This is a genomic window from Pontiella sulfatireligans (assembly GCF_900890705.1).
In the GTDB taxonomy this organism is placed as follows: domain Bacteria; phylum Verrucomicrobiota; class Kiritimatiellia; order Kiritimatiellales; family Pontiellaceae; genus Pontiella; species Pontiella sulfatireligans.
This window is the reverse complement of sequence record NZ_CAAHFH010000002.1, coordinates 844194-860708: the sequence shown is the minus strand read 5'-3', so window position 1 is coordinate 860708 and position 16515 is coordinate 844194. Positions and strand designations below refer to the sequence as shown.

Annotated in this window: 14 protein-coding genes; 5 read left to right on the top strand and 9 right to left on the bottom strand. The window is 54.5% G+C overall.

What is annotated here, in order from left to right; genetic code table 11:
* Positions 1-54: 54 nt before the first annotated feature.
* Positions 55-1947, bottom strand: coding sequence for a DNA translocase FtsK (locus SCARR_RS16590; protein WP_136062786.1), 1893 nt, complete (start codon positions 1945-1947; stop codon positions 55-57).
* Between the two features lie 182 nt (positions 1948-2129).
* The gene (locus tag SCARR_RS16585) at positions 2130-2396 is read right to left on the bottom strand and encodes an FKBP-type peptidyl-prolyl cis-trans isomerase (protein ID WP_168433379.1); all 267 of its coding nucleotides are present in this window, start codon (positions 2394-2396) and stop codon (positions 2130-2132) included.
* 185 nt (positions 2397-2581) lie between these two features.
* Here SCARR_RS16585 and SCARR_RS16580 point away from each other — a divergent pair, with 185 nt between their 5' ends.
* Complete coding sequence (locus SCARR_RS16580; protein ID WP_136062784.1) at positions 2582-5662, top strand: hypothetical protein; 3081 nt, start codon at positions 2582-2584, stop codon at positions 5660-5662.
* Positions 5663-5679: 17 nt separating this feature from the next.
* Here SCARR_RS16580 and SCARR_RS16575 read toward each other — a convergent pair whose 3' ends face one another.
* Positions 5680-6114, bottom strand: a complete 435-nt coding sequence (locus SCARR_RS16575; RefSeq protein WP_136062783.1) for an FKBP-type peptidyl-prolyl cis-trans isomerase — start codon at positions 6112-6114, stop codon at positions 5680-5682.
* Positions 6115-6327: 213 nt separating this feature from the next.
* Here SCARR_RS16575 and ilvC point away from each other — a divergent pair, with 213 nt between their 5' ends.
* Positions 6328-7800 carry a ketol-acid reductoisomerase gene (gene ilvC, locus SCARR_RS16570; protein ID WP_136062782.1) on the top strand — a complete coding sequence of 491 codons (1473 nt, stop codon included), beginning with the start codon at positions 6328-6330 and terminating at the stop codon, positions 7798-7800.
* Positions 7801-7905: 105 nt separating this feature from the next.
* Here ilvC and SCARR_RS16565 read toward each other — a convergent pair whose 3' ends face one another.
* From SCARR_RS16565 to SCARR_RS16550, 5 genes are all read right to left on the bottom strand, one after another.
* Positions 7906-8373, bottom strand: a complete 468-nt coding sequence (locus SCARR_RS16565) for a peroxiredoxin (protein ID WP_136062781.1) — start codon at positions 8371-8373, stop codon at positions 7906-7908.
* A gap of 117 nt (positions 8374-8490) precedes the next feature.
* Complete coding sequence (locus tag SCARR_RS16560; protein ID WP_136062780.1) at positions 8491-8712, bottom strand: DUF3820 family protein; 222 nt, start codon at positions 8710-8712, stop codon at positions 8491-8493.
* 30 nt (positions 8713-8742) lie between these two features.
* Complete coding sequence (locus SCARR_RS16555; protein ID WP_168433378.1) at positions 8743-9900, bottom strand: alkaline phosphatase family protein; 1158 nt, start codon at positions 9898-9900, stop codon at positions 8743-8745.
* Positions 9900-10901: a nucleotidyltransferase domain-containing protein gene (locus SCARR_RS28245; protein ID WP_168433377.1), complete on the bottom strand. Its 1002-nt coding sequence runs from the start codon at positions 10899-10901 to the stop codon at positions 9900-9902. The genes SCARR_RS16555 and SCARR_RS28245 overlap by 1 nt, the downstream gene beginning before the upstream one ends.
* Before the next feature lie 57 nt (positions 10902-10958).
* Positions 10959-12143, bottom strand: a complete 1185-nt coding sequence (locus SCARR_RS16550; protein ID WP_136062778.1) for a DUF418 domain-containing protein — start codon at positions 12141-12143, stop codon at positions 10959-10961.
* A 67-nt stretch (positions 12144-12210) separates the two neighbouring features.
* Between SCARR_RS16550 and SCARR_RS16545 the strand changes: the two genes are divergently transcribed.
* Both SCARR_RS16545 and SCARR_RS16540 read left to right on the top strand, forming a co-directional pair.
* A complete protein-coding gene (locus SCARR_RS16545) occupies positions 12211-13950 on the top strand; it encodes a carbamoyltransferase family protein (protein WP_222846343.1) in 1740 nt (579 codons plus the stop codon).
* Between the two features lie 11 nt (positions 13951-13961).
* Positions 13962-14837, top strand: coding sequence for a leucyl/phenylalanyl-tRNA--protein transferase (locus SCARR_RS16540; protein WP_136062777.1), 876 nt, complete (start codon positions 13962-13964; stop codon positions 14835-14837).
* On the opposite strand, the gene SCARR_RS16535 is transcribed toward SCARR_RS16540, so the two are convergent.
* Positions 14834-15547: a hypothetical protein gene (locus tag SCARR_RS16535; RefSeq protein WP_136062776.1), complete on the bottom strand. Its 714-nt coding sequence runs from the start codon at positions 15545-15547 to the stop codon at positions 14834-14836. The genes SCARR_RS16540 and SCARR_RS16535 overlap by 4 nt on opposite strands.
* Positions 15548-15602: 55 nt before the next feature.
* On the opposite strand from SCARR_RS16535, the gene SCARR_RS16530 reads away from it, so the two are divergent.
* Complete coding sequence (locus SCARR_RS16530) at positions 15603-16463, top strand: hypothetical protein (protein ID WP_136062775.1); 861 nt, start codon at positions 15603-15605, stop codon at positions 16461-16463.
* Positions 16464-16515 lie beyond the last annotated feature (52 nt).

Sequence of the window (16515 nt, the reverse complement as noted above, 5' to 3'; positions counted from 1 at the left end):
GTATTTCGTACTGCGTATTACGTATTCAAAAATTCAGGTTTCAAGTTTCAGGTTTCAGCGTTCAATCAATATCTCTCTCGGGGTGTTGCCGATTTGCGGGCCGAGGATGCCTTTTGCTTCCAGCTCTTCAATCAGGTTGGCCGCGCGATTGTAGCCAACGCGAAGACAGCGCTGAATATAGGAGGTTGAAGCGCGTTGGTCGCGCAAAATAATTTCAATTGCTTGATCGAGCAGCGGATCGGCCTCTTCGGCTTCGCGCAGCGCGTGGCTGTCGTCGCCCTCGCAGGGGGAGAGGTCGGTGATGGAAGTCTTGAACCGCTGCTCGCGCTGTTCGGCGCAATGCCCCGCGATGCGCGCGATTTCTGCATCGGTGACCCACGGGCCTTGAACGCGTTGCAGCACGCCGATGCCGGGCGGGCTGAAGAGCATGTCGCCTTTGCCGCGCAGCGTTTCCGCGCCGCGCCCGTCGAGGATGGTGCGCGAGTCGATCTGCGACGAAACCTTGAAGGCGATGCGCGTTGGGAAGTTGGCCTTAATCATGCCGGTGATGACGTTCACGCTCGGGCGCTGGGTGGCAATGATCGTATGAATGCCGACGGCGCGGGAAAGCTGGGCAATGCGCGCGAGCGAGGTTTCCACTTCGGCGCCGGTGGTCAGCATGATGTCCGCCAGCTCGTCGATAATGATGACGAGGAAGGGCATGCGCTTGAGGCCGAACTCGTCCATTTTTTCGTTGTAGCCGGCAATGTTGCGCGCGCTGACAGAGGCCATGGTTTTGTAGCGTTCTTCCATTTCGCGTACGGCCCACTGCAGGGCGGGCACCACCAGCTTGGGCTCGGTGATCACTGGCCGGACGAGGTGGGGAAGTTTTTCGTAGGCGCCGAATTCAACGCGCTTTGGGTCAATCAGGATCAGCTCCAGCTCGTCGGGCGTAAAGCGGTTGGCCAAGCACATCAGAATGGTGTTCATGCAGACGGATTTGCCGCTGCCCGTTGCGCCGGCAATGAGTATGTGCGGGGCGGCGGAGAGGTCGGTGATGCACAGGCCGCCACCGAGCTCCATGCCCAGCATGAGCGGAATGGCTGCCTTGGTTTTTTGCCACGCTTCGGAGCGCATCATCAGTCCGAGGTTGAGCGGGGCGGTGTTGCCGTTGGGGATTTCGATGCCGACGTAGGGCATGCCGGGAATCGGTGCCTGGATGCGAAGGCTTTCAGCCGCCAGCGCCAGCGCAAGGTTGTTGCTCAGCGAGCTGATGGACTCTACGCGTACGCCGAGGCCGGGCTTGAGCCGTAGCTGCGTTACGCGCGGGCCAACGATGGCGTCCCAGACCGTGGCGTCGACCGCAAAGTTGTCGAGCGTGTCCTGAACGGCGCGCTTTTGCTGTTCGAGCTCTTCAGCGTTGATAAAGATGATTTCGTTGGTTTCCGGTTTTTCGAATAGCTCGGTGCCGGGCAATGCATAGGCTTCAGAGGAAGCCGGCTCCGGCTGAAACGTCTCGTGCTCTACCGGTTCGGGCTCGGCCAGTTGGATCGGTTCCGGCTCGACGACCCGTGTGGCGGGGGCGGGTTCGTTGTCCGATGCATGCAGTTTCTGGCGAATGGTGTGGGCTTCGGCTAGTACGCGTTCCTTGGCGGCTGCTCTGGCTTTAGCGAAGGCTTCCTGGCGGACTTGGCGTTGGTGGAGGGCGGATCGAAATTCGGTCCGCCAGTCGGCCAGCTGTTGCTCGCGTTGCAGGCGCTGCTCCTCGGCGGCTTCTTCCGCGGGGTCCACATAATCCTCGATCTCTTCGTCCGCCTCGGCCGGCTCAAAGCCGGTTGCGGAGAGCAGACTGCTGCCGATTCTTGACATGAACGAGCGCACCGCCCGAGCAGAAAACGGGTCTGCCCCGTTGGCTTCCAACGGGTTCTGCATATCAATTTTGGCGTTGTGGTTTACAGTTAGGGGCATACAAATTCTGAGTCGTGCAAAAAGCCAATCTGTATACCGAAAAGCGGCGTCCGCGGGAAGACTATTAAGTGAAAAGTGACGATGAACCGTGCCGATTGTAAAGAGTGACGATTGAGCCGTGATTATTCTTGTGGGATTCCTGCCATTGGGAAACGATTCTCACGCGCTCACGCGCTCACGTCTCACGTAACCTTCTCTAGGCGGATATCGAAGATCAGCGCGGCGTGGGGGCCGATTTTGTTGCCGTCGTCGCGCTTGCCCCAGGCGAGGTCGGGCGGAACGACGAAGAGGAATTTGCCGCCTTCCTTCAATCCGTCGATGGCCTCGGCCATCGTAAAGATATCGGTTTCGGTGCCATCGTAGGTGTTTTTGATAATGGTGCCGTTCACGAGCAGGATGTGTTGGTTGACTTCCACTGTGCTCCACTCGTCGGGGCTTATTCCTTGCACCGGGTAATCTTGTCGGCGTTGTTCTTTTGTGTGTTCCACATTGATTCTTTGGCTATGGGAGAAACAGGGATTCCTTACCAGAACAGTCATATTTTTCTGCGTAATTAAAGCTAATATCTGGGTTGACGGCTCATTGGTCCGGGTGTAAGGAAAACCCGGGATCAGGTTGATAAATAGGAGGTGTCATGAATGCAAAATCATACATCTACATCGCTTCTCATGCGGTTGTCCGGATTTTCTGTTTTGTCGGTTTAGTGTCGGGAATGCTGGTTTCCACTGGTCGGGGGGCGGAAGCGGATCTCGAAATCGTCAGTGTGGCCTGTGAGGCGCAAAGGCACCTCAATGGCAGCAAGCTTGCTTTCGAAGTGGCGGTTTCCAACAATGGGCCGGATTGGTGCATAGATTGGACGCTCCATGTCCATGCTTCTGCCGATCCAATTATTACCGCCGCCGATCCGCTGCTGGGTTCCATTGAATTAAACTGGATCCAACCTTTCACTATGGACACGATTTCTCCGGGATCCTTTACTCCGGCGATTATTGCGGAAGGAAATTACTATGTTGGTGTCCGGTCGGAATACGCAGATGATCCTGTGGCGTTGAACAATACGGGTTTTGATCCGATAACGGTGCGGTTTTGCGACAGATGGGATCTGGAATTGCTGGCGGTGGATGCGGAGGATGGGCCGTTATACAAGAACCATCCGTTTCAAGTGACGATTCAGCTTAAAAATAATGGGCCGGGCGATGTGGAGCTCGAAACCATAAAATTCTATGCGTCGCATGATCCAGACATTGATATCTACAACGACATCCTGATCGGCGAGGCCAATTGCCCTGCGATTCCGCCGGGGGAAGAATATGAATTCGTTGGCACCGCTTGTCTTCCATGGATGAGGTTGTCTGGCGATTACTTTATTGGAGCAGACGTTGGTGCTTCTGAAGAGGTTGCCGATCTGGTTCCGGTTAGCTTTTCCTATCCGACCGATTTGGTTCTCGAAGAAATCATGGCACCAGATGTGGACGTGGTTGCGGGCCATGACTTGTTGGCTGGATTCCGGATACGCAACCAAGGTTCGTTGGATGCCCTTCAACACCGCCTTTCTCTGTATTTATCTTCCGATACCCTGATCACGGATGATGATATCGATCTAGGTGGATACTCAACATGGCACGATTTGCCTGCCGGGGCAACCACCTCGGATGTGTGCATTGTCACAGTGCCTGTAGACACGCCGCCAGGAGAGTATTATCTGGGAGGCATCGTTGACTTAAGTCATGAGGAGCAAACCCCTGCCGACAATGCGGCCTATGACGCGAGTCCACGCATTTCCGTTTTAGCGGCTCCGGAACTGGAACTGGCCGCTGCAACGACCACGGATGTGCCTGCCGCCGTTGGCGCAAATCTGGAATTGGATTGCGAGGTTGTGCATGTGGCCGGCGGCGCTATTCCCGAATATACGGTGGCGGTGTCTTTAGCGGAGTGGAGTCTATGGCTTGATTATACTTTGGCATACTCATGTATAAGGGGCCCTGTTTCCTCCGGACAGGTAGATGCCGTTTCGCTGTCTGTGCCTGTTCCTGGGTGGGTTACCTATGCGGATTACGTAGTTAAGGTAGCGATTGAATATGACCGTACCGGGGGCGATGGGTCGGACTCCATAACGATCTTTCCGGTCCGGTTTTTTGCTGATGATGTCTACGAAGGCGATAGCATACAGAACGATATCATACAGTATAGCTACCTGTGGCCATCCAATAGTCTTGGAGGGGCGTTGTCGAATATCGATGGGCCGGGACTTCAGTATGACGACGACTGGTATGGGTGCTATGTCGATACGGCTCTAGGTGGGCAATTGGTCGTTACCTGCTCCTACGAGCAGGCAGAAGGGGTGTTGGATTTGTCGGTCTATGAATATTCCGAGGCAGGGCAAACAGGATATGTTGTTGGCGCATCTACGGAATCTGTGGTGCTGAACGTTCCGTCAAACGGATGGTATTTCTTGAAGGTGTCCGGTTCGAACATGGGGATTGAATACGACCTGTCCTACACGAATCGTCCGCCGCTTCCCTTCGCCCCGATCAATGTCGTTGCGCAAACGGGCAGCGCCTCGGGCACGATTGATCTGAGCTGGGACTCCTGTGCCGGTGCGACGGGCTACACGATCCATTACGATGATGGCTATATCTATCCTCCGTTTGATCCGGCCGACGACGGAACGCCAGCGTCCGGGTCGGACGTCGGGGGTGTCACAAACGGGGTCATTACGCACCTCTCTCCCGAGCAGTTCTACCACCTTGCCGTCAAGGCATATAACGCAAATGGCGAGAGTGAATTTTCGGCGATGGTGAGCGCCCGTGCCGGGGCCGCCATTGCCAAAGATGATGCCTACGAAAAGAACAACTCGCTGGATACAGCTTGGTATCCAGGATCGCCCTGGCCGGGAATCCCCTTGTCCGATTTTTCCGGAGCGGGAATCCAAGCCGACGATGACTGGTACCGCCTTGTTCTCCAACCGGTCGGCTACGAGCACTTGACTGTCACGGCGGCCTTCGTCCGGGTGGAAGGCGATATTATGCTCGACCTGTACGACGACCAAACGAATCTAGTTGCGACATCGGTCGGGGCTCACGATATGGAGTTCATCGATGTCGTCTGTCCCGCGCCAGGCAATTATTTCCTAAAGGTCTGGGGCGAGCATGCCGGCAACAGCTACAATCTCATCTGGAACAATGTCTGGGTTGACTCAAAGCCCGTCATTGATGTTTCTCCCGGTAGCTTCGATTTTGGAAGGCTGGAGGCTGGGCAAAGTTCGAATACGGTTTTCACCATAAGGAACGATGGCGGCGGTACGCTCACGGGTAACGCATCCGTTTCGTCGCCTCTCAGCATTCTTTCGAGTACTGCGTTTAGCCTGGTCCATAGCCAAACGCAGGATTTTCTTGTTCGTTTTTCCGCGGGATCCATAGGCGTGTTTACGAACGATCTCGTTTTTTCCGGGGCTTATGGAACGGCCTGTCAGGTGACGGGACGGAGCGGTGCGCCTCGCCCACATATCAAAAACTTCAAGATTCTTTCGCCGAAAGAGGCGGTCATCGAGTGGGACGGTGTAAAAGGTGCAGAGTATTATATTCTTACAAATATGGATCTCGCATCGGACTCGTGGAGCATTCTCCAGTATGGGATACCTGGGGCGGTATTCAATAGTGAGACTTCCAAGGTGTTTTCGGCGACGAACATGTTCTACCGCTTAGGAGTGGATTGATTAACCAGTGTCCTGTCTCAAAGCACCTTTTCAAGGCGGATGTCGAAGATGAGAGCGGTGTAGGGGCCAATCTTGCTGCCGGCGCCGCGTTTTCCCCATGCAAGATCCGGCGGAACGACGAAGAGGAATTTGCCGCCTTCCTTCATCAGCGCCAATCCTTCCTTCAGACCGTCAATGGCCTCGGCCATCGTGAAGACATCGGTTTCGGTGCCGTGGTAGGTATTCTTGATCACGGTGCCGTTCACGAGCAGGATGCGTTGGTTGACTTCCACTGTGCTCCACTCGTCGGGGCTTTTTCCAGTACCTGGATCTTTGATCGTGTATTGCAGGCCACTGGACGTTTCGATGACGTCCGGCTTGGTGCGGTTCTTTTTCAGAAACGCTTCCGTCTCGGCGCGGTTTTGCCCAGCTCCGCCCCGGTTTTTTTTGTAATGTTTTTTGGGTTTGCCCATATGTGTAACATTAGATCAAAAGCTTACGCGGAAGTCGAGTTGTGCGCGTGATGGTTGGCTCGCGAAACCCGACTCGAGCGGGGGCTCCTCAATCGTCAAGGCTCACGCTTTTGTTGTTTCATAATCAGCAACGCTGTGTGTCGAATAATTCAATTTACGCAACGATCGGGTTCCAGTAGGTTCCGCCCATTCAAATCAACCAAGGAGTGAACTATGTCTAAGAACTATTTCAATACGCTGCCGTTGCGCCGTCAGTTGCAGGAAGCCGGCACCTGCCGTTTCATGGATGCCGAAGAATTCGCCAACGGCTGTGAATATGCCGCAGGCAAAAAGATTGTTATCATCGGTTGCGGTGCACAGGGACTCAATCAGGGCCTGAACATGCGCGACAGTGGCCTCGACGTGTCCTACACGCTGCGCGAGGGCGCCATTTCCGAGAAGCGCCAGTCGTTCCTCAATGCTTCAGAAAACGGCTTCGCCGTTGGCACCTACCAGGAAATGCTTCCGACTGCCGACATCGTGATGAACCTCACGCCGGACAAGCAGCACACCGCCGTTGTTCACGACGTTGTTCCGCTGATGAAGGAAGGCGCGTCCTTCTGCTATGCCCACGGCTTCAACATTGTTGAAGAAGGCACCCAAATCCGCAAAGACCTCACCGTAATCATGGTTGCTCCGAAATCCCCTGGTTCCGAAGTGCGTGAGGAATACAAGCGCGGCTTCGGCGTTCCGACCCTCATTGCTGTCCATGGTGAAAACGATCCGAACAGCGACGGCCTCGATATTGCCAAAGCCCTTTGCTTCGCACAGGGCGGCGCCCGCGCCGGCGTACTCGAGTCCTCCTTCGTTGCGGAAGTAAAATCCGACCTCATGGGCGAGCAGACCATCCTTTGCGGCATGTTGCAGGCGGGCGCACTGCTTTGCTTCGACAAGATGACCTCCGAAGGCATCGATGCCAACTGGGCGGTCAAGTTCATCCAGTACGGCTGGGAAACCATCACCGAAGCACTCAAGCAGGGCGGCATTACCAACATGATGGATCGCCTGTCCAATCCGGCGAAGATCAAGGCGTTCGACATTGCCGAAGACCTCAAGGAAATCATGCGTCCGCTCTTCGAAAAGCACATGGACGATATTTTCTCCGGCGAGTTCTCCCGCACCATGATGGAAGATTGGGCCAACAACGATGTGAAGTTGCTGGGCTGGCGTGAAGAAACCGGCAACACCGTTTTCGAGAAGACCCCGGCCTCCGACGCCGAGATCACCGAGCAGGAATATTTCGACAAGGGCATCCTGATGGTCGCCATGGTCAAGGCCGGTGTTGAGCTGGCATTTGAAGCGATGGTTGACGCCGGCATCGAGCCGGAATCGGCCTACTACGAGTCGCTTCACGAAACGCCGCTGATCGCCAACACGATTGCGCGCAAGAAGCTCTACGAAATGAACGCTGTCATTTCCGACACGGCCGAATACGGATGCTACCTTTTCGCCCATGCCTGCGAGCCGCTGCTCAAGGACTTCATGGCGCTGATCGACACCGACGTCATCGGAAAAGGGCTGGAGCTTAAGGACAACCACGTCGACAACAAGACGCTGGTCGAAGTCAACTCCCAGATCCGCAACCACCTCGTAGAGGAAGTCGGTGAATTCCTCCGCGCCGCCATGAACGGAATGAAAGCGCTGTAAGTTGTGTGGCCGCGATCCGTGATCGCGGAACGAGTTCATGGAACTCGTCTACAGAAAACGCCACCGGTGAGCCGGTGGCGTTTTTGTTTTTCAAGGTTTGGAGGTCTACAGGCCTTGGAGCACTTCCAGAACTTTGGCCGGGTGGGCCTCGGCTTTGGGCACCTTGCGCCAGTGTTTGATGATCTTGCCCTTTTCGTCGATGATGACGGTTGAGCGGATGCAGCCAATGCTGGTTTTGCCGTAGAGCACTTTTTCACCCCACGCATGGTATTTGGCCATCATCTTGGTTTCTGGGTCGGAGAGCAGTACGAACGGCAGGTCGAACAATCCGATAAACTTTTCGTGGGAAGCCAAGCTGTCCTTGCTGACGCCGAGCACCACGGCATTCAAATCGCCGATCTCCTTATTCAGGTCGCGGAAGCCGCACGATTCCTTGGTGCAGCCCGGTGTGTTGTCGCGCGGGTAGAAATAAATCACGACCTTCTTTCCTGCATAATCCTTGATCGAATGTTTCTTGCCGTCGCTCCCTTCTAGCGTAAACGCCGGAGCCTTCTTCCCTTCGAGTGAGTCCATAATAGTTCCTTTCTGATGTAATATTGGCGACAGCATAGGGGTAACTACCATTCAATGGAAATCCCAAGTGTGGATTTTAGGGTAACATCTAAGACCCACGATCGTGGCAGCTAGATGTTACCTCAAGGGATCGAACAGGTGCTCGAGTCCGTTGGCTTTGATGACGTAGACGGTTTCGAGCTGCTTGCCGAGTTTGCCGGAGGGGAAACCCTTTTGTTTGAACCAAACGACGTAGGGCTCGGGCAGGTCGATGAGCAGCCGTCCGGCATATTTACCGAAGGGCATTTTTGTTTCAGCGAGTTCGAGCAGTAATTTGGGATCGGGGGTCAGTTCTTCCATGGGGCGTAATCCGTAATTGGTAATGCGTAATTATTCGAGGCCCAACTCTGAGAGCATGAGCTGGTGGATGTGCTGTATTTTGGTGATGGATTCAGGGATGGGGCGGTTGGAGGAGAGCGAGGCGAATGAATCCGGATCCGAGGGGTGGTAGCCGTGCATGCCCTTGCAGGGCTTGGCTCCCATGAAGCTCGGTACGATCTGAATGCCGGAGTTCATCAGAAAGACGAGATCGCCGTATTGGCCGTCGTCGAACCAGACCCCGAATTCCTTTAGCTCTTCATCCGAACAGAGCCGGCCCTTCGCGTGGTTTGCCAAGCATTGGATAATGGGGCCGCGCGCGTTCTCGTCCAAGATCCAGAAGCGCGCCATGGTGGAGTCGTAGAAGGCAGCGTAGTCTATGTTCCATTGAAGGCCGAGTGCTTCGACGTCGGCGATGAGGTTGTAGGATTCGTTAACGTTGTGCATGCCGTGGTCGGTAAAGAGATGCCAGGAAACCTCTTCGTAGTTTTCTTCGGCGGCGTCGAGCAGCGCACGGATCTTGTCGTCGTACCACAGCATGAGTTTGCCGATGTCGGGGTGGTCGTTGCCGACGGCGTGCATCAGGCCGTCGAGGCGCCCAAGGGAGCAGTAGGCGAAGTCGATGCTCTGCTGCTGGACATGCGATTGAAGCCGTTCGAGGCGAACCTCGTCGCCCACGCCGCTGTCGTGGACGTAGTAGGGAGTGCCTTCCTTGGCCATGCGGTCAAAAATGGATTCGCCGCAAGGGAGGCCTCCCGGTTCCCATATGCGCTTTTGTTCGGCATAGTTGAACAGTGGCAGATGCTTGAATGGAATAGCGTAGAGCTGGAAATAGCCGGTGAAGCCGCAACGTTTCTTAATCCATTTGCTGAGGTGGTGCCTAACGCGGCCTCGACGGAAAATGAAGTCGGGGAGGATTTGCAACGGCTTCGTCCACTTAAAGGGGGAGCCGGCGGGGTCGTAGTAGTATGACGACCACAGCTTATGTTCGCTTGGCGTCAACCCGGAAATGATGGAAGGGTCGCAGGCGGAGGAGTAGCCAAGAATGGTTTCGAGCGACTTGCTGTCTTCGATCAGATCCTTCAAAAATGCGGGATGGCGCTGCTTCATCTCCCAGCCAAAGGCGTCGATGAACAGGAACAGGCTCAGCTTTTTCTTTTTGGTCTTCATCAGGAAAACCGCCGCTGGAGTTGGTAGAACTTTTCGGCGGAACAGATGGGGTTGTTGCCCAGCAATCCAAGGATGGCGTCGTAAAGCCGTTCGCGGGGATGGTTCGTATCGAGGGTGCGGTTCCATTTCAGGTTTAGGGCAATGGCTTTCGGGATGGAGCATTCGCGTTGGGCATGCTGCGCCCGGTACCATGACATGAAACGCAGGAATATTTCCCGCACCCGATTGAACTCCCTTGCGATATCGTAGTTTTCCAATGCTTGGAAATCGCCCCATTCCTTGAGCTCGACGGCGTTCAAGAAGCCGTTGATCACGGAGGTGCGGGCAGGGCAGTTGCCGATGTGTTGAATACGCTCTTTTTTTACATGATAGGAAATGTCGTATTGACTGCTGGAGAGCAGAGCGCAGTCGCCGAGTGCGAGCAGGGCTTTATGGATGAATTTGATGAAACGGATGCGCTCTTCTTCGGTGAGGGGCGTCGCTTCGGCGAGCCTCTGCTGGATGTCGAGCAGCAGTTTGCCGCGGTTGAGCAGGAGGCGACTTCCTTCGGAGAAAGGGATGGCGCTGTGCGGATAGTCCGGCATGGCGGATAGAATGTTTTCATCGCCCCAGACGACCTTGTGCCCATATTTCATTTCATAGTTGAGCAACGAAAATTCACACCTGCGCAGGTGTGAACTTATGTAGGGGCAGAGATCGACTGGCAGGCCGAGTTCTTCGGTTAGCTGTGTTTCCTGTGCGTTGAGTTTCCGGCGGAGCTCTTTGCTTTTTTTGTCTACCACCACGATCAGATCATAGTCATTGAACGGAGACTGGGTTCCATCGGGGTTGATGAACGGCGAGCCTTCGCCGCGTCCGTATCCTCCGAGGAGAATTCCGGCCAGGGCATGCGGTTGCGCGACTTCGGCGATCCGCCGAAGATGTCCGTCGATGCATTGGTCAAGCGCGGTTGAGCCCCGTTGCGTGTATTTCGCCATATCTCGATGTTTCCCTGAATCCATTTGTTGACGCCATCGTGCCAGAAAGCACCAGTCTTTCAAGGATAGGCGTTGTCGGTTTTAAGGTGCGGATTCGGCAAGCGCCTTGGCTTGCGGATTTGTTTTAATAAGGCGGTGAACCACCATTTCAAGCGGGCCGCGCGGGAATCGGCGTCGCCACAATAGACACAGCGCCAGTGTAATGCATATGCAAACCAAGCCCGTTGGAACCGAAATCAGCAGGGTTTTATGTGTCCATCCCAGATACTCGAGCGGGGCGATGCCGAAGATAACATGGCCGATGTAGATGCTGAGGGCGAACTGCCCGAATAGGGCCCAGTGTTGCAGCCAGCGTGCGTTGCGGAAGCATTCAGCGGTTTCAAGGCAAAGCGCAATCATGAAGATTGATGCACCGCCCGCTTGTAATGCGAATAAGGGATTCGGAGGCAGGCATTCGAGCCCGAACAGCGCATAGGAAAACTCAAAGGGCAAGTGCATCCATTTAGGGCCGATATGGTGCACCAGCAGCCATGATGCAGGATAGGCGGCCAAGGCGGCGACGCCTCCCCAAAACATGCAGCGCAGGCGCAGGGAGCGACTGCGAAGGTCCATGCGTCCCAGGCAAATCCCGGCCAACAAGAACCCCAGCCAGGGGAAGATGGGAAACCACCCGTTGAACACGATGCCCCGCACAAATCCCTTCAGGGTGTAGAAGTCAGTATAGAACAGTGCGTCCCAGTTCCATCCGGAATCGTAGCTCCAACCACCACGGCCATTAAGGGCGAGCAACATGACGAAAAACCCGACGTTCAGCAGGGCCGTTCCGATCAAAAGCCAGGTTGCCGGGGCAAAAAGAAGCATGGCTCCGATGGCGATGAAAACTCCATAAACGTGCAGAATGTCACCATTCCAGATCACGTGGAAAAGCAGTCCGAAAACGAATAGGATCATTGAGCGTTTAAAAAGGGTGTTTTGGACTTTCTGCCGTTCGGCAGGGTCGTTGGATATTCGTGTGCGCGCCGCCATGAGCGACATGCCTATGCCGGCAAGAATAACAAAAATAACAGCCGCGCGCCCTTCCATTTGATAGGCCATCCAGACCAGCCAATCCGGTCCGGAGTAGGGGATTGTTCCCGTGTTTTCATTAAAGTGGATAATCATCATTCCAATGATGGCCACCGCCCGCGCCAAATCGATTCCGACGATTCGGTTCGCGGGCGTTTTGATTTCTTTGCTAGGGAGAATCTGGCATTCCAAATGCTTCATATGTTGACTTGATGCTATTCATAAATGAATTGCAACTTAATTGCGGAGCAGGGAGATCGATGGATGCATGGGCGCTTTCGGGGTAGACTCGGGCGTCTGGCATCCATATATTGGACAAATGAATATTCTAGGCATTAATTATTTCTACCACGATTCCACGGCTTGCATTGTTGTTGACGGTAAGCTGGTTGTTGCGATTGAGGAGGAACGGCTGTCGCGGGAAAAGCATACGGATGAATTTCCTGGGCTTGCCATCCGGCGGTGTCTCGAGATCAGTGGATTGACTTTTGAGGATATTGATGCAGTTGCCGTATCGATCAAGCCCACTTTGCATTGGGAAAAGAAGGCGGCGTATTCGCTCGGGATCGGCAAAGGAATAAAGCCGTTTCTTAGCCATGAGGTGGGCACTTTCCGCTACCGCCAGGATCAATTCTGGGGCTGGTATTTCGGCAATTGGCCGAACAAGCAGAAGCGGCCGGATGTCCACTGGGTGCCGCACCATATGTCGCACATCGCCGGCAGTTTTTACGTTTCGCCCTATGAAGACGCCGCTTTGCTTTCGTTGGACGGATCCGGCGAGTGGGCCACTTCGTTTGTGGGCTACGGCAAAGGCACGACGGTTGAATGCTACAACCAGAGCTTTTTCCCGAACTCGTTCGGTTCGTTCTACGAGGCGGCAACGGAGTTTTGCGGGTTCAGGCCCAACTATGACGAGGGGAAGACGATGGGGCTTGCATCGCTCGGCGATCCTTCGGTTTTTGGTGATCGAGCATCGGAGATTCTGAAGGTTGGACGCGACGGCTCTATCGATATCGATTTATCGTGCTTCAATTTCCAGTATTGGAGGCGCCCGTACTGCAACCAGGAGTTTCAACGCATATTCGGGCGGCCGCGCCGGCATGGTGAGCCTTTTGAACAGCACCATCTTGATGTGGCGGCGGCGTTCCAACGCGCACTGGAAGAAGCTGCGCTTGAAATCTGCCGCAACCTGAAGAGCAAAACCGGCGCAACGCATTTGGTTGTGGCGGGCGGGGTGGCGCTCAACAGCGTTATGAACGGGCGGATTGTCCGCGAATCGGGGTTCGAGGATCTTTATGTCATGCCGGCGGCGGGCGACAACGGCACCGCGATCGGTGCCGCCTTTTATGTCTGGAACGGCCTTTTGGGTAATGATCGGGATTTTGTGCACGACAACCCGTATGTCGGCACAAGCTATTCCAAGGAGCAAATTGATGTTCTCATAAAGGAATGCAAGTTGAGCGCTGTCTGGCACGACGACATTGCCGCCGAGGGGGCGCGCCTTTTGCACGAGGGCCACATTATCGGATGGTTCCAAGGGGCGATGGAAATCGGTCCGCGGGCGTTGGGCAACCGAAGCATTCTGGCCGATCCAACGCATCCGGGCATGAAGGACAAGATCAACGCGGAAGTGAAGCACCGGGAGGCCTACCGTCCCTTTGCGCCGTCCGTTCCGGCCGAGTCTGCGCAGGATTATTTTGAAATGGAGGTGGAGGCGCCCTTTATGCTTAAGGTATGCGATGTAAAGATGGACAAGCGGGACTGCATCCCGGCCGTCACCCACGTTGACGGCAGTGCCCGGGTGCAGACCGTACGGCGGGAAATGAATCCGCTCTATCACGACCTGATGGTTGAATTCGGCAAGCTGAGCGGTGTGCCGGTGGTTTTGAATACGAGCTTCAACGTCATGGGCGAACCGATTGTGGAATCGCCGATGGACGCGATACGCTGTTTCTTCTCGACCGGGCTCGATAAGCTGGTCATCGGCAACTATGTCATTGGCAAGTAGGAGCTATTGCATTGCTGGGTAGAGAGTCCAACTGGTTCGAACGCACCGAAAAGCGTTTGGGGAACCATCCTCGGTTGCAAACTTGGTTTGTAGACACGGTTCAAAATGTTGTCGAAGCCCAGGTGTTCTACCAAAGCAAGATTTTCCGTCCGCCGCCCAAGGGGCAGTTTCCGCCGATTTGGATGGGCTATAAAGCCCCGTTCTTCGGTCTGCTGGCCTATGGCGGAGAAATGACGCCTGAGACGTTGCTTTATGCCTACTCCAAGGGAATCTATCCGTTCTACGAGAAACCGCCGATCGAATGGTGTTCGTGCGATCCGCGCATGGTGCTGTTCCTTGAAAAGATGAAGCTCAAGAAGGGGCTGCGCCCGTTGATCAAGTCCGGAAAATACAAGGTGACGTTCGATACCGCCTTCGAAGAGGTGGTCCGCGCCTGCGGCCAAGGTAGCGAGCGCGAAGGGGCGACCTGGATTATTCCCGAGCGCATCGAGGTAGCGCTCGAGCTCCATCGGCGGGGGCAGAACCATTCCATCGAAGTTTGGAACGAGGCGGGCGAGTTGGTCGGCGGCCTGTTTGGCATGGATATGGGAAAGTTGTTTATTTCCGAGTCCGCCTTCCACCGCGAGAACAACGCCAGCAAAGTGGCGGTTGCCTATCTCAACTGCCATCTGCAGCATTGGGGGTTCGTGCTCAACGATATCCAGTGGTTCTGGGAACATTTCCGTCGCTTGGGCTATGAGGATATTCCGCGGAAGCAATACCTTAAGCTAATCAAAACCACGATTACTGAACCCGCGCGAATCGGTAAATGGGAGATCGATGAATCCCTCGACGTAGGCAATTGGATTCCCTCGCAGCCGGGCAGTCAGGAGAGGAAGGACGGCTAAGCGGTTCGAATGCGTTTTAGTTTGCGCCGCATAAGGCGCAACCATGTGACGATTTGGTCGGCCCAGGCGGGCAGGGTGGGAATGCTCTCCAGATTCACTAGGCAATAGTCAAAGGCCTCTCCGGTCTCTTCCCAGTCATCAACCGTGTGGAGAATTTCGCCTGCCAACCGGCGCGTCAAAAGGCGCGACAGGCCGTGGCGCTTTCTCACAAAGGCAACAAAATAGTCATAGTCGATGCTTTTCAGCAAGGCGGCCATTTCATGGATGAGAAACTCCAGAGCTAGGACGGAGCGGTACTCTTTAATGATGGAAAGGCTTGAGATGTAGAAAGTGCGGTCTTCGTTTTCTTTGATGAACTCGTTGGTCTTAAGCGCCTGCGCCGAGTTTTCTTCGTGGATGTGCCAGCCCATCATGTAGCCGATGGGAACGTCGTCCTTGTATAGAATCAGCCCGGAGGCATATTCGTCCTGAATAAAATCCTCAAAATTCTGGCGCAGATCCTGCATAAGTTCAGGAAAGCACTTTTGCTCGATGTCGATCAATGCAGGGATTTGGTTTTCAGAATGAATAAGTTCAGCGAAAAGGCTCAGCGGGAATTTGTATAGGTTTCTTTTGTTTTTGCGGCGCGTGGCGGATACTTTTTCAGGCGAGCAAGCCGAGTTTAATGAATTGCCTAGCGGAGGGTTTATGTGCTTATGTTCACCTTTCATGTTAATACAGTAGATGATTGAGATTATATAAAACAAGGAAAGAAGGAGCCTCAAAATGAAGACAGGATCGATTCTCGTTACGGCAATACTCATGATGTGCTCAGTGTCGCTCTATGCGCAGGAGGTCATCATTGACTCTTTGGATTCAAACGGAAAATTGACGGCAAGCGTCCCGTCGAATTCCGTCTACACAGTAGAGTGGTCAGGTGCCCTCACTTCCCCTACGGGCTGGCAAAAGGACTGGTCGCACTTGCGGGACAGTCTGAGCACGAACGGAATCGTTGATGTCGAGGTTCCCATGGCCTTCCGGCTTACCTGCTGGACCAACGGCTTGTTCCTCAACGCCCCGGTCGGTCGCACGTACCGCTATTCCATCACCAACCAGGCTAATCAAACGTGGATCGAAGAGGTTCAGGTTATGGGCGATACCTATATGCCTTTGCAGACCAACAATTACCGCACGATTTGGACCGAGGAATGGTATAATGCCCCAGATGAGATACCCGATGGAGCCCAATCCAGAGGTGCGGTATTCCTGCGTGTGGACGAGGATGCCGCATATGTTCTTGATTCCGAGTTGACGCGTGGCCCAATGCAGGAAGATTTGGTCTGGGAAAATGGTCCGGTTGGAACAACGTGGTCTTTCGTTGCTTCCTCTCCCCATACAACAATCCATTCGGAAATCGTGGCAACGAACGTAACTGTTTCGATCGGTACCACCAACTATACGGGTTGCATCCAGATCGACAGCGTGGGCGATTACGAGCTTTGGCTGTACGAATATCCAGATCGCAGATATAGCGAATGGATCCAACCAGGCGGTTACGTGGTCAAGCGCGAAAACTATTGGGTTCATGAAGATTATACGAACGTCACACCCGTTGTCTACGAGCTTCAAGGTTGGACGGATCAGTAGCAGCAAACCCTCTGAGAGAGGTCGGCTGAATAATGGCGGGGGCTGAGGTTCC